Source organism: Sorangium sp. So ce887, from assembly GCF_051521455.1.
Lineage (GTDB): Bacteria > Myxococcota_A > Polyangia > Polyangiales > Polyangiaceae > Sorangium.
Genome location: NZ_CP150354.1, coordinates 11,824,013 through 11,837,683, shown reverse-complemented (window position 1 = coordinate 11,837,683; position 13,671 = coordinate 11,824,013). Strand labels below are relative to the sequence as shown.

10 protein-coding genes are annotated in these 13,671 nt (G+C 71.8%); 6 read left to right on the top strand and 4 right to left on the bottom strand.

All coding sequences use genetic code 11. The features are described from left to right. Positions 1–4 precede the first annotated feature (4 nt). Together purN and WMF36_RS44340 are read left to right on the top strand one after the other, a co-directional pair. On the top strand, positions 5–700 hold the full coding sequence (gene purN, locus WMF36_RS44345; protein WP_437576898.1) for a phosphoribosylglycinamide formyltransferase: 696 nt from the start codon (positions 5–7) through the stop codon (positions 698–700). Next, positions 697–2,325: an NAD(P)-binding protein gene (locus tag WMF36_RS44340; RefSeq protein ID WP_437483865.1), complete on the top strand. Its 1,629-nt coding sequence runs from the start codon at positions 697–699 to the stop codon at positions 2,323–2,325. The genes purN and WMF36_RS44340 overlap by 4 nt, the downstream gene beginning before the upstream one ends. A gap of 115 nt (positions 2,326–2,440) precedes the next feature. Here the strand turns inward: WMF36_RS44340 and WMF36_RS44335 are convergent, their stop codons facing one another. After that, entirely contained in the window at positions 2,441–3,235 is a 795-nt protein-coding gene (locus WMF36_RS44335; RefSeq protein ID WP_437576897.1) for an ABC transporter ATP-binding protein, read from the bottom strand. Positions 3,236–3,860: 625 nt separating this feature from the next. Here WMF36_RS44335 and WMF36_RS44330 point away from each other — a divergent pair. Then, positions 3,861–5,417: a cellulose binding domain-containing protein gene (locus tag WMF36_RS44330; RefSeq protein WP_437576896.1), complete on the top strand. Its 1,557-nt coding sequence runs from the start codon at positions 3,861–3,863 to the stop codon at positions 5,415–5,417. Positions 5,418–5,726: 309 nt separating this feature from the next. Further along, positions 5,727–7,091, top strand: a complete 1,365-nt coding sequence (locus WMF36_RS44325) for a hypothetical protein (RefSeq protein ID WP_437576895.1) — start codon at positions 5,727–5,729, stop codon at positions 7,089–7,091. Between the two features lie 215 nt (positions 7,092–7,306). Here WMF36_RS44325 and WMF36_RS44320 read toward each other — a convergent pair whose 3' ends face one another. Next, the gene (locus WMF36_RS44320) at positions 7,307–8,332 is read right to left on the bottom strand and encodes an aminoglycoside phosphotransferase family protein (RefSeq protein WP_437576894.1); all 1,026 of its coding nucleotides are present in this window, start codon (positions 8,330–8,332) and stop codon (positions 7,307–7,309) included. Between the two features lie 154 nt (positions 8,333–8,486). Then, positions 8,487–8,825 carry a hypothetical protein gene (locus WMF36_RS44315; protein WP_437576893.1) on the bottom strand — a complete coding sequence of 113 codons (339 nt, stop codon included), beginning with the start codon at positions 8,823–8,825 and terminating at the stop codon, positions 8,487–8,489. Between the two features lie 135 nt (positions 8,826–8,960). On the opposite strand from WMF36_RS44315, the gene WMF36_RS44310 reads away from it, so the two are divergent. Continuing rightward, on the top strand, positions 8,961–10,787 hold the full coding sequence (locus WMF36_RS44310) for a DUF2169 family type VI secretion system accessory protein (protein ID WP_437576892.1): 1,827 nt from the start codon (positions 8,961–8,963) through the stop codon (positions 10,785–10,787). Between the two features lie 99 nt (positions 10,788–10,886). Further along, the gene (locus WMF36_RS44305) at positions 10,887–12,338 is read left to right on the top strand and encodes a type VI secretion system Vgr family protein (RefSeq protein ID WP_437576891.1); all 1,452 of its coding nucleotides are present in this window, start codon (positions 10,887–10,889) and stop codon (positions 12,336–12,338) included. Positions 12,339–12,438: 100 nt separating this feature from the next. On the opposite strand, the gene WMF36_RS44300 is transcribed toward WMF36_RS44305, so the two are convergent. Continuing rightward, the gene (locus WMF36_RS44300; protein WP_437576890.1) at positions 12,439–13,647 is read right to left on the bottom strand and encodes an STAS domain-containing protein; all 1,209 of its coding nucleotides are present in this window, start codon (positions 13,645–13,647) and stop codon (positions 12,439–12,441) included. Between the last annotated feature and the right edge of the window lie 24 nt (positions 13,648–13,671).

Genomic DNA, 13,671 nt, shown 5'->3' with positions numbered 1-13,671 from the left:
CCCCATGCCCTCCCTCGATCTCGGCGTCCTCATCTCCGGCCGCGGCTCCAACCTCCAGGCGATCCTCGACGCGATCGCCGCCGGCCGCCTCGACGCCCGCGTGCGGCTCGTCATCTCCAACCGGCCGGGCGTGGAGGGCCTCGCGCGCGCCGAGCGCGCCGGCATCCCGACGCGCGTCCTCCCGCACCAGGAGTTCGCCGATCGCGACGGCTTCGACACCGCCGCCGTCGCGGCCCTCCGCGAGGCGGGCGCGACCTGGGTCGTCCTCGCCGGCTTCATGCGCCTGCTCACGACGACCTTCCTCGACGCCTTCCCGCACCGGGTCGTCAACATCCACCCCTCGCTCCTGCCCTCCTTCCCCGGCGTGGACGCCCAGCAGCAGGCGCTCGATCACGGCGTGCGCATCACCGGCTGCACCGTCCACCTCGTGGACGCCGGCACCGACACCGGGCCCATCCTCGCGCAGGCCGCCGTCCCCGTCCTCGAGGGGGACGACCGCGACGCCCTCGCCGCGCGCATCCTCGTCCAGGAGCACGCCCTGCTCGTCCGCGCGCTCTCGTGGCTCGCCGAGGGGCGCCTCCAGATCGCGCCGTCCGCCGCGCCCGGCGGGCGGGCGCGCGCGACGATCGCCGGCGTCGACACCGCGCTCGGGCTCGCTCAGGGCGGCCGCGCGCCCGAGCCGGTCGGGGAAGGGGCGTGATCCACAAGCACTACGACGTCATCGTCCTCGGCCGCTCCATCGGCGCGCTCACCGCGGCGGCGCTCCTCGCGCGGCGCGACTTCACGGTGATGGTCGTCGGGCACGGCGAGCGACCGCCCACCTACCGCCTCGACCAGCACGTCCTCCGCCGGCGCGCCTTCACCATGCTCGCCGAGCCCTCGCCGGCGTGGCGCCGCTTCCTCGTCGAGCTCGCCCAGTCGCAGACCTGGAAGCGCCGCATCGTCCCGGCCATGCCCATGCTGCAGGTCGTCGCGCCGCGCCGGCGCCTCGACGTGCCGCCCGACATGGTCCTCTTCGGCCGCGAGATCGACCGTGAGTTCCCCGAGCTCCGGCGCGTCGTCGACGAGCTCTACGCCGAGCTCGCCCACGTCAACGGCGCCGCCGACGACGCGTTCTCGCACGACGCCCTCTGGCCGCCGGGCACGTTCTGGGAGCGGCGCGAGACCGCGCGCTACGCCGCCATGCTCCCCTACGCGCGCGCCGAGCCCGACGCCGACCTGCTCGTCGAGTTCCCGCGCGGCCACCTGTTCCGCTCGATCGTCACGCAGTCCGTCCTCTTCGCCACGGATCTCTCGGCGCTCCCGCCCCCCTTCGCGGTGGCGCGCCTGCACGGGGCGTGGACGCGCGGGCTGATGATGGTCCCGCGCGGCGAGGAGGAGATCGAGGAGTTCCTCGTCGAGCGCATCCTCGCCCACGGCGGCCGCTGTCTCCTCGACGAGCGCGCCGCGTCGGTCCACGTCCGCCGCGGCACCGCGGCGGGGGTCCTCCTCGACGGCGACGATCACCCGAACGGCAGCAGCTTCGTGATCACCGACATGGACGGCGAGACGCTCGCGAGCCTCTCGGGCGGCGAGGGCATCCACAAGCGCGCGCTGCGCGAGTGGCCCCGCATCACCTCCTCGGTCGGCCGCTTCGTCGTGTCGCTCATCGTGCGCCGCGAGGGCTTGCCCGAGCCGCTCGGCCCCGAGACGCTCCTGCTCCCCTTCCAGTCCGTGCCCGCCGGCCGCTCGCTCGTGCCGCCGCCCCCGCGCGCGCCGGGCGACGCCTCCGGGGGGCGGCCGAGCTCGCCGCGCCCCACGCGGCCGGCCGGGCCTGGGCGCCCCGTGATTCACCTCCAGCGCTGCGATCTCCCGCCGCCCTCGACCGACACGCTGCTCGTGGCGGAGATCCTGCTCGCCGACCGGAGCCCGCTGTCATTGCTCGAGGCGCGCCAGGCGGTGCTCGACGCGCTCACGGCCGAGCTCCCCTTCCTCGAGCGCCACCTCGTCGTTGTCGACTCGGTGCACGACGGCCTGCCCGTGTGGCTCTACGACGGCCAGCGCCGCCGCCTGGTCGAGCGGGCCCTGCTGAAGGGCGCCGCCCCGGGCGCGGAGCCGATGGTGCGCCAGCTCGAGGTCGACCCGCCCGGCTACCTCGGGCTGGCGGGCGAGCCGATCCGCGGTCCCATCGAGCGGACGCTGCTCGTCGGCCGCAGCGTGCTGCCCGGCCTCGGCCAGGAGGGCCAGCTGCTCGCCGCCTGGGGCGCGGCGCGGCTCGTGACCCGGACCGACCGGCGGAAGGAGCGGATGCGGCGAGACATGTGGAGCAAGGTGGAGATCGGATAGCGCCGCGTCGCCCGGGCTGTCCCTGGCTTCCTGTAGAGAGAGAAGGAGCCACAGAGGCACAGAGGAGGAGCACAGCGGATCGAGGCGAGACTCGATGTCTCTGTGGCTTCGTATCTCAGGAGGATCGGGGAAATACCTGGAAGAATCCGTCGCGCTCGACCACGGAGAGCGGCACGTCGAACAGGCGCGACAGGTTGTCGTCGGTCAGCGCCTCGCGCTTCGGGCCGTCGGCGAAGACGCGGCCTTTCCTGAGCAGGACGACCCGCTCGATCTCCGGCGGGATCTCGTGCACGTGGTGCGTCACCAGGATCAGCGTCTTGCCGTGCCGCACGAGGCGCCTGAGCAGGTCGACGAGCTCGAACGCGGCCTTCAGATCGAGGCTCGTCGTCGGCTCGTCGAGCACCAGCGCCTCCGGGTCGTGTACGAGCGCGCGCCCGAGCAGGCAGCGCCGCTGCTCGCCGGCGGACATCTCCGCGATCGGCTTGTCACCGAGGTGCGCGACGCCGAGGTCGCGGAGCACCGCCTCGGCCCGCCCGCGCTGCGCGGTCGTCGGCGGCTCGTGCTCGTGCAGCCCGGCGCTCGCGAAGAAGCCGGAGAGCACCACGTCGAGGCCCCGCACCTCCCGCGGATAGGCCATCTGGAGCTCGTACGACACGAGCCCCAGCCGGCGCCGGAGCGCGAAGACATCCCACCTCTCGCGCCCGAGGATCCGCACACCCGAGCCCTCGCGGTGGACCGGGTAGATCTCCCGCGAGAGCAGCCTGAGCAACGTCGACTTCCCGGCCCCGTTGGGCCCGAGGATCGCGGTGCTCTCCCCCTGCTCGATGCGCAGCGACAGCCCCTCGAAGACGCGCGTATCGCCGCGGTACACCTCGGCGTCCTCGATCTCGATGAGCGCGGGCGAGCTCATCGCTTCACTCCACAGTTCGCGTACATGCGACGCAGACTACTGGAGCGCTCCGCTGGATAAAAGACATACATCCTAGTCATCGAAGCCAGCGATTCAAGCACTTTTGACAATCAGCACATGGCCTCGCATGTCGGGGCATGTCGGACAGCGCGTCGTGCCTTCGTGCCTCATGCGGCTCAGGCTTCGGGCTTCCCGCGCTCGATTTTTCTTACCAGGCTGCGCCAGACAGGCTTGCATCGCGGAAGTTTCTGCTCTCGTTGCTCTCGTTGCTCTTGCTGCTCTTGCTGCGCGAGATTCGCTCGTGGCCCGGTGAGTCGGCGGGCGCTCGCGAGCGTGAATCACGGCGAGCGCATGACTCGTGATCCCCGATGCGCGCATTCAGCGTTTCGGCCACATCTTGCCCGCGCCTCGCCCCAAGTTTTCCCTCCGTTTTCCTATATTTTTGGCGGTGGAATCGGGTGATCCGTGGTGGATCACCCGTGCCCCGGTTCGGCGATCCACTCCATCGGTCACTCACCATCTTCTCGCAGACAAGCACCGTCGAAAATCTGCCCATGAATCGGCATTTGCCGATCTCGAGAGACGATGGCCCGGCCGTTGCAGTTACCCTGAGCACCTTCAACAAGTGCCCCGCGCCAAGCTGATGCTGGCACTCGGGAGTGAAAAAATCCGACGCGGCGCCGAGCCGCTCGGCCACTTGGAGATTGATATAATGACGAAGATCAAGGGTTCGCTTTTCGGTGCTGGGGCGGTGTCGTGCGTGCTCGCCGTTCTCGGCGGGTGCATCGTCGTCGCGGACGACGGCTCCAGCGGCTCGGAAGAGAACGAGATTTTCGCCGATGAGGCAGCGGCGGCCGCAGCGGCATCGCAGATGCGCTTCGGCGTCGCTCCCCAGTGGAGCCAGACCTGGTCGCCGCCCCAGTCCGGGCCGGCGAATGTCGATGTGGTCGCCGTCGGCGACTGGTTGATGTCGGGCGGCTTCACCAACACACATCAGAGCAAGCTCTCGCAGATCGTCAGCAAGGGTAAGACGCCGTACTTCTTCGGCTACATCGCCACGGACATGACCAAGAAGGGGCTCGGGTCCGACCGCGACTGCGACGGCGACGCCGGCGCGCCGCTGTGCCAGCGGGGCGCGGCGTACGTGCGCTCCAACATCGGCGCGATGGTGACCAAGTACAAGCAGGCGGCGCAGGGGATCAACACGGCCCTCGGCGGGAGGTCGGTCGAGCCGCTGATCCACATCGAGCCGGACTGGTACCAGTTCTCGCAGACGGCGCAGCAGAACGCGCTCACGGAGACGGAGTCCGACGACTACATCAACCAGATCCTCGGCGCCATCAAGTCGGGCTGCCCCTCGTGCAAGGTGGTCATCGACTTCAGCCCGTGGTTCAGCCCGTCGGCCACCCGGTGGGCGTCCTCGGTCGGCGACTTCTACGACGGCTGGGACCGCAGCGTGGTCAAGTACGTCGGCCTCACCGGCAAGCAGTTCCCGTTCACCGAAGGCAAGATCGACAACTTCACTTACCGCGACATCACGCGCGCGCTCAGCCTGCCGCTCGTCATCGTCGACGCGTACACGTTCGGCGGCGGCCCGATCAACGTCGACTCCACCTGGCTCAACGAGAGCAACGTCGCCAAGGCCGTCGACATGGGCGTCGCGATCGTCATGCTGTCGCAGACGGGCGACGTCTCCGGCTACGACAGCTTCATCGCCCGCGTGAAGGGCGGCAGCTCCAGCAGCAGCAGCTCCAGCAGCAGTTCCAGCAGCAGCAGCTCCAGCAGCTCCAGCAGCTCCAGCAGCTCCAGCAGCAGCTCGACGACCACGAGCAGCAGCAGCAGCGGCGGCGGCTCCGGCGGCTCCGGCGGCTCCGGCGGCTCCGGCGGCAGCGGCGGCGGCGGCACCGAGACTGGCGTGCGCGTGGAGGGCGGCAATGTCGACGTCGCCATCACCACGTCCTCCTCGTGGCCGACCGGCTACTGCAAGAACGTCGCGCTGACGAACAAGGATACCCGCGACGTCACCTGGAAGCTCTACGTGCCGAAGGACGGCACAATCTACAATCGCTGGAGCGCCAAAGACGCTGTGGAGGGCACCAGCTTCACGTTCGTCGGACTGGAGTGGAACGCCAAGCTCGCGCGCGGATCCAACACCAGCTTCGGATTCTGCGTGAATCGCTGACAGCCCGAGAATCGGGCGACGCGCGGCCGAGGAGGCGAGAAGGGACTCAAGGCCGCGCGACGCCTCTGCTCGCGTACATGAGCCGAGCGACGCTCGGAAAATGCGAGGACGTCCTCGGGGTCAGCCTCTCTACCCCCGCTTCCCGTTGCTCTCTGCCGCCTCCCGTATCTTCCCCGCATCCCGCGCCGTTTGATATCGTGGGCGCACCGTGCCCCCGTCTCGCAGCGCTCCCTCCCCCGCCGGCGACGGCCGGTTCCGCTTGATCCACGCCGCCGCGCAGCGCGCGCGTCGTCCGGTCCGGAGCGCCGCATGCCGCTGACGCTCCGGGTCACCTGGCGCAACGCGGGCAGCCCGCTGCTGCCGGATGCGCTCTCCGAGGTGCAGGCGACGGCCGACGACGCGCCGCTGCCCCTCGCCGCCGCGGGCCCGGGGCTGCGCGAGTTCGCGATCCCGGCCGGCGCGGAGCGCGTCGCGCTCAAGGCGCGCTTCTCTGCGGCCTTCAACGCCTTCGAGGACGTCCCCGCCCTGCAGGAAGAGGTCCTGTCGGTCGAGCAGTCCTTCGACGTCGCCGGCGGGGGGACGTCGCTCGGCCCCGCCCCGGACCCGACGCTCGGACAAGCGCACCCGCTCGTCGACGTGAAGTCGACGCCGGGCCTCGCGCTCGCGCAGATCAGGACCGATTTCGTCGATATCACCCCGTTCTGGATGGCCTACGCGAGGTACACGGACGAGTACCAGCGCGAGCACCAGCCCGGCACCGAGCTCGTGGCCCTCGGCGCCACCGCGGGAGAGCCGAAGATCTGGTTCGCGAGCATCCCGGAGGCCTGCAAGGCGCCGCCGGACGGCGGGATCTCGGCCCTCGTGTTCTACCGGCCGGAAGGGTACGCCTATACCCGGGTCGACCAGCGCCACGAGATGTTCGGGCTGAATCGATACCTGCTCGGGCCCGACCCGGATCCGGACGCCTCTTTCTGGGCGCGCGACGTGTTCTCGCGCGATCCGCGCGATCAGTCCCGCTGGGTGTATCTCCGCTGCGGCTTCGAGGAGGCGCTCGCCGCGAGCGGCAAGGCGGTGGTCATGCTGCACCCGTGGCCGAGCGGGACGAGCTTCGGCGCCGCGACGATCGCGAGCCTGCCCGGCCTCGCCGAGGCGGCGCTCCGCTTCCTGGGGGGCGCGCAGAAGATCGGGATCGGACCGGGCGGGGCGCGGCTCGGGAAGCTGGGGCTCGCGGGCTTCAGCGCCGGCGGGCTACCCCTGTGGCAGGCGCTGGCCGCCAACCTGGGACGGGTGAGCGAGGTGTTCGCGTTCGACGCCCGCGGCATCGCCAGGAGCGAGGCCACGCTCCTCCGCTGGTACAGCGGCGACGCCTCCCGCCGGCTGCGGATGACCGGCGGGCACCAGCTCGACGCGAACGCGGCGATCCGGCGGAGGCTTTCGGGCAACGCGGACGTGGCGCGCCTCTCGAGCCTGCCGCCCGACAAGAGCGGCTATCTCCCCGGGGTGAGCCCCCGCTGGGATCACGTGTGCTCCTCGCTCGAGGAGAGCGAGAAGGACGCCTATCTGAACGCCGACTGGGTATGGCACCAGTTCGCGGTGTTCGGCGGCCTTCCGAGAGCCGGAGAGCCGAGCGCGGTCACGTTCCTCCAGCGCTTCCTCGAGGAATCGGACCTCTGAGCCGGACGATTCTCGAGGGCCGAGGTTACAGCCGGGCGGCGACCGCGAACATCAGATTTCAACGCAAAGGCGCAAAGGCGCAAAGGCGCAAAAAAGACAAGAGAAACAGGGGGCGGCGCCCTCGAACGCCGCATCCACAACCCTGGCATCTCATCGCCCTCACTCCCGTCTTTTTGCGCCTTTGCGCCTTTGCGCCTTTGCGTTCAACTCTCCCCTCACGCCGCCGCGATGAGCCGCGCCAGCGCGCGCATGTCCCCATCGTCGCCGAGCCGCGAGAGCGCCGCGCGCGCCCTCGCCAGCGCGGGCTCGACGTAGCGCAGGTAGCTCGGATCCGCGCCGATGCGGTCGATGAAGACGAAGCGCCCGGCGTCCTTGAGCTTGCGCTGGACCGTGACCAGCTCGAACTCCCGGCCGAGCGCGTCGCGCGCCGGCCGATCGAGCGAGGCGGCCGCCGCGTAGTCGTCGAGCCGCGCCTCGACGAACGGCCTTTCGAGGTCCTGGAAGCTGTCGTTGAGGAGCGTCGCCAGATCGTAGACGCGCGGGCCGAGGAGGGCGTCCTGGAAGTCGAGCCAGGCGACCTCGAGGCCCCCGCCCGGCGCGCCCACGATCATCAGGTTGCGGCTCTGGAAGTCGCGGTGGACGAAGCCCCGCGGCAACACGGCGATGCGCCGGGCGAGGCGATCCGCGAGCGCGTCGAACTCGGTCCGCGCGGCGTCGTCGAGCCGGAGCCCGCGCGCGTCGAGCGCCCACGCGCGGAAATGGTCGAGCTCCCAGCGCAGCAGCGTCGCGTCGAGCGCGCAGGCGTCGACGGTCGAGCCGCGCGGGAGCGCCGCGAGCGCCCGCTGCGCCCGGGCGAGATCGCGCACCGCCAGGGCGTAGACCTCGGCGCGACGGGCGGGCTCGCGCTCGACGAAGGCCGAGAGCGTCCGGTCCCCGAGGTCCTCGAGGAGGAGCAGGCCGCGCTCGCAGTCCTCCGCGAGCAGCGCCGGCACCCGGACGCCGCGCTCGCGCAGCAGCGCGTGCACCTCCACGAACGGCCACCGCGGAGCAGCGGCGCCGGCCGCCGTGCCCTCCCCCTCCTCGCTCGGCGCGAACATCGCGACCGCCGTGCCGGCCGGCGTGACGACGCGCAGGTAACGCCGGCCCGACACGCCGCCGCGCAGCGGGACCAGCGACGAGGGCGCATGGCCCGTGGCCCGCTGGACGAGCCGGAGCAGGGCGTCGGGGTCGAGCTCGCGCACGCCCCTTCGTACGCCGGCAGGCGACACGAGCGCCAGCCTTCACGGCGCAATCACCCCCGGCGCACGGCGCAGTCACCCCCGGCGCACGGCGCAGTCACCCCCGGCGCACGGCGCGATCACCCCCGGCGCCGCGACGTGACCGCCCCCGCGCGCCTCAGCAGGCGCCGGCGCAGCCGTCGGCGCTCTGGAACCAGAGCCCGCCCGAATCCTCGCACGCGCTGCGATCGTACCTGCCCGAACAGCAGCGCTCCTGGCTCTCGCACACCTTCGCGACGCTCTCGCCGCTCCGGAAGCAGCATTTCCGGCTCTCGGGCGGCTCGGGCGCGGCCGGATCCTCGGGCGCCGCCGGCTCCCCGGGCGCGGTCGCCTTCTCGATGACCACCGGGACTGCGGGCGCCACGAGCGTGGCCACCGTGTCGCAGCCGAACGAGCCAATCATGACGAGGACGGCGAGCGCCGATGCCACCGCACGAGCGGTTCCAGCCAGCTTCATGATTGCCGTGGGTGCCATGGTCACCGTGCGGCGGCAAGTTGTTGCGCTCCGCCGTCTCGGCAGATGGGCTGGATGCGGCCGCGCGGCGCGCGATCGGTCGGGGTCGTGACGGCGGCTGTGCTATAAACCGGCGCAATGGCGAACAGCACGACCGCGCCGGAGAGGGTCACGCCGCTGAACGGAGCAGCAGCGACCTCGGTGGCCTGGCGGTGCCGGGGCGAGCTCCGCATCACCGTGATCGTCAAGGCCACCTTCGCCTTCGCGGAGGACGCCGAGATGCCGAGGGTCGAGCCGCAGAAGATCCTCGCCGGGGAGGTGCATCACGGCAACAACCCGGGGCGGAGCGTCCGGCTCACGAGCGATCTGGCCCCGCACCTGGATCACGCCGACGTGCTCTTCACGGGTCACGCCCACGCGCCGCCGCCCGGCGCGCCGGTGCACTCCCTGCCTGTGCGACTCACGATCTCCGACGAGAGCGAGGTCCTCCTTGACAAGGAGCTCCTCGTCCAGGACAGGGCCGGGTTCCAGCGGATGCCGCTCGTGTACGAGCGGGCGCTCCGCGGGGAGAACGATCAGGAGAACTTCCTCGGCGTGCGGGCCACGGGCGACCCGTCCGATCCCGAGGCGAACGTCATCGATCCTCTCCAGCCGGCGCGCGCGGCCGGCTTCGGCCCGATCGCGCGCGCCTGGCCGGCGCGCAAGCGGCTGCTCGGCGCCACCCCGCGCAAGGCGCTCGAGGCCGCCATCGCCGAGATCCCCGACGCCTTCGCGTGGGCGTATTACCAGGCGGCGCCGCCCGATCAGCGGGTGCGCACCCTGCGCGGCGGGGAGTGGATCGAGCTCCAGGGGCTGCACCCCACGCTGCCGCGCCTCCGGACGCGGCTGCCCGAGGCGCGCGGCCGCGCGCGCATTCACGGCCTCTCGGCCTTCGGCGTGAGCGAGGGTACCCCGCTCGATCTGAGCGCGGACACGCTGCGCATCGACGGCGACGAGCAGCGGTGCACCCTCGTCTTCCGGGGCAGCTTCGCCGTGCCCGACGAGGCTGCGCTCGCGGCGGCCTCCATCGTGGCGGGGGTCGAGCTCCCCGGAGAGCCGCTCGAGTGGCCCGAGAGGCCGGCCGACATGGGCGCCGGGGGCGCCGTCGCCGCCCGGGCGGGCGACGCGGCTGGCCGCGCGCAGGGCGCGGGCGGCGACGGCGACGACACCGGCGGCCTCGGCGCGACCCAGACCGCTCCGCCCGCCGGGGCGCGCACGATGAGCCTCTCGGACGGCGGTGCGGCGGTGGCTGCCTTCGTCCGGGCGGCGACGCCGTTTCGTCCCGGGCCTCCTCCCGGCGACATCGCCGTGCACGCGGCGGGCGCGGGGGCGCCGGCGCCCCGGTTCGACACCGGGACGCTCTCGCTCTCCTCGGCGGAAGGCCCGGAGGGGGCTCCTGCCGCGACGCTGGCCTTGCTGCCCGGTCAGGACGACAGCGCGGCGGACCAGCCTGCGCTGCCGTTCCAGCCGGCGCCTCCGGGCGCCGCGCTGCCTCCGTCGAGGATCGACCGTGAGCCGATCACGGCCGATGAGCGCATGAGCTCGGGCACGCTCGCGCTCTCGTTCGAGGACGACTGGGACTCGCGCGCCGGCGCGCCCGGGAGCTCCGGCCCCGCGGCGCCGGCGGTCGACCTGGAGCCCGCGCCCGCGCGCATGGAAGCAGCGGAGATCGCGCTGGCGCCGGAGCCCGCGCTGGCGCCGGAGCCCGCGCTGGCGCCGGAGCCCGCGCCGCCGGAGCCGCCGCCTCCTCCGCCGCCGAGGCCCGAGATCAGCGCCTCGCCGGCGCGGTCCTTCGAGCCGGACGAGCCGCCGGCGGCCCCGCCGCCCCGGCCGCCGCCGCCTCCTCCGCCGGAGCGCCCGGCGCTGCCCACCCCGTCACCTTCATTGAGAAGGAGCCTTTACGAACGGTTCGACCGCAAACGATAGCTCGCGAACGAGGGCTCGCCGAGCGCGCCGGACGCCCCGGCGCGGGGCGCCCTGAGGCGGGAGATCCACTCCCACAGCACGATGGATGGAGCTGCGACGATGACCACTCAATCCGATTCGCTAGACATTCGACTCGAGCTCGCCGGCTTCTCGTCCGACGTCCTCCAGCTCAACAGCCTGTCGGGCCGCGAGGCCATCTCGCAGCTCTTCGCGTTCGACGTCGAGGTCGCCTGTCCGAACGAGGCCGCGGTCGACGGGCAGACCTTCACCGGCGAGCCTGTCGCGATCGTCTTCGAGCAGAACGGGGTCGAGCTGCGGCGCATCCACGGCATGGTCGCCGAGGTGCACGATCACCTCGCCACGCTGCTCGATCACCGCGCGTACCGGCTGCACATCGTCCCGCGCGCCCACCGGCTGACGCTGGTCGAGACCACGGAGATCTCGATGCACAAGGCCGTGCCGGAGCTCATCCAGCAGAAGCTCGAGCTCGTGGGCCTGAGCGGGAGCGACGTGGATTTCAGGCTGATGGGCACCTACGCGCCGCGGGAGTTCGTGGTGCAGTACCAGGAGACCGATTTCGCCTTCATCTGCCGCCTGGCCGAGCACGTCGGGATCAGCTTCTTCTTCGAGCACCAGGACGGGCAGGACACGATGGTCTTCACCGACAGCGCCAGCGGGTTCAAGCCCACGGCCGGGGCCGAGTCCGTCCGCTTCCGCGAGCGCGGAGAGACCCGGGACGTCTTCGAGATCGCGGCGAAGGCGCGGCTCGTGCCGAGCGTGTATGTGGCCCGCGACTACAACTACCGGCAACCGATGCTCGATCTGACGTCGGAGCACGTCCTGCCCACCGGGTATGCGGGCGGCGTGATCGAGTTCGGCGGGCACTACAAGACGCCGGGGGAGGGCAAGGAGCTGGCGCAGATCCGGGCCGAGGAGCGGCAGGCGACGCAGCTCGTCTACACGGGCAGGAGCGCGGTGTGCGCGCTCGGCGCGGGCGCGCGGTCGATGCTGGAAGAGCACCCGAACCTGGAGCCGCTCGACCTGCTCTTCGTCGAGGTGGAGCACCGCGCGACGCAGGCCGCCGGCGGCCGCGGCGGGGGTGACGCGCCCCAGCGCTACGTGAACTCCTTCCGGGCGATCCCGAGCAAGAACACGTATCGGCCGCCGCGCATCACGCCGATCCCCCGGATCAGCGGCGTGGTCACGGGGATGGTGGACGCGGGGCCGGGCGGCGGGGGCAACGACGCGCAGATCGACGATCAGGGCAGGTACCTGATCCGGTTCCTGTTCGACACGGGGGCGGCCGGCGGCGTGTCGTCCAGGCCGGTGCGCATGCTCCAGAACCACGCCGGCGCGAACTACGGCACGCATTTCCCGCTCAAGCCGGGGACCGAGGTGCTCATCGCCTTCGTGAACGGCGATCCCGATCGGCCGGTGATCGTGGGCGCCGCGCCCAACCCGCTGACGCCCTCTCCGGTGAACAGCGCCAACCGGTCGACCCACCGGATCAAGACCCAGGGCGGCATCGTCTTCGATCTCGTGGACGAGTGAGCCGCGCGCGGAGCCCCGGGCGGACGCGCGTGCGGGCTCGGGGGGTGACGCCCGCGCCGAGCCCGGGGCGGCGGGGCGGTGCTGCCGGAGGGTAACGCCCTCAGGGCGCCGGCTTCTTGCCGGGCGCCGGGCTCGCGGCGAGAGAGGAATCCTTGGCGCGCATCATGGTCCGGATGGCGTAGTTGAGCGCGGCGCGGAGGTTGCGCTGCGTGTTGAGCTGCGAGAGATCGAGCCCGAGGGCGACCATGGTCTGGGCGACGGTCGGCTTGATGCCGGCGACGATGCCGTCCGCGCCGAGGAGCCGGATCGCGGTAATGAGCTCGATGAGGTGGCTCGCGACCTTGGTGTCGACGACCTCGACGCCGGTGAGATCGAGAATGGCGAAGCTCGCCCGCTTCTCGACGATCTGCTGGAGCAAGCTGTCCATGACCTCGGCGGTGCGGACGCTGTCGACCGTGCCGACCATGGGGAGCGTGAGCACGCCTTCCCAGACCTCGATGATCGGTGTGGAGAGATCGCGGATCACCTTCTGCTGCGCGGCGATCTGGTCGAGCTGGACGCGCAGCTCCTTCTCGACGAGCCTGGACTCCGACACGTCGAGCGAGACCCCGAGCACGCCGTCGACGCGATCGCCGGGCTCGCTGCGGAGCGGGATGAGCCAGCTGTCCCAGTCGGCACCGTGCGCCTCGCCGCGACCGCGGCGTACCTGGCCGTCGTACCATTTCCGCAGCTCAGCGGCGTCCATGGAGGCCCCATAGAGGTCCAGCAAGCTGTGCCCGACGTGCTGCCCCGGCTTCAACCCGGCCTTCGCGACCGCCTTGCCCTGGTGATAGACGTAGATCCCGTCGCGGTCGAGCGCCCATACCGTCATGGGATCCACGTGCTCGGCGATGCCGTCGAGGATGCGCGCCTTGAGCCGGAGCGTCTTCAGCTCCTCCTGGTCGACTGCCGGCTCGACCGCGGCGGCCGCGGGCTCGGCCCGGAGCGAGCCGAGGACGGCGCTGCGATCGGACGACCGTCGGGCGCTGCAGGTCAGGCGCCGGTAGGACCCGCCGCCGTCGCGCAGGCGGACGCTGAAGGAGACGGGCTCATCCGACCCGAGGAGCGCCGACCAGGCCGCCGAGAGCGCGGCGCGATCGTCCGGATGCGCGAGATCCGCGAGGGGCGTGCCGCTGTCCGCCCCGGGGCCCAGCGCCTCACGCAACCCGCCGCTCCCATGGAGCAGCGCTCCGTCAGCCGAGGCGATGAAGAGCAGATCGGGAGAACGGGCGAACAGCTCGCCGAGCAACGCGCCGGGGGAAGATTCCATTCGTGCCACATCTCCTCGAGTGCA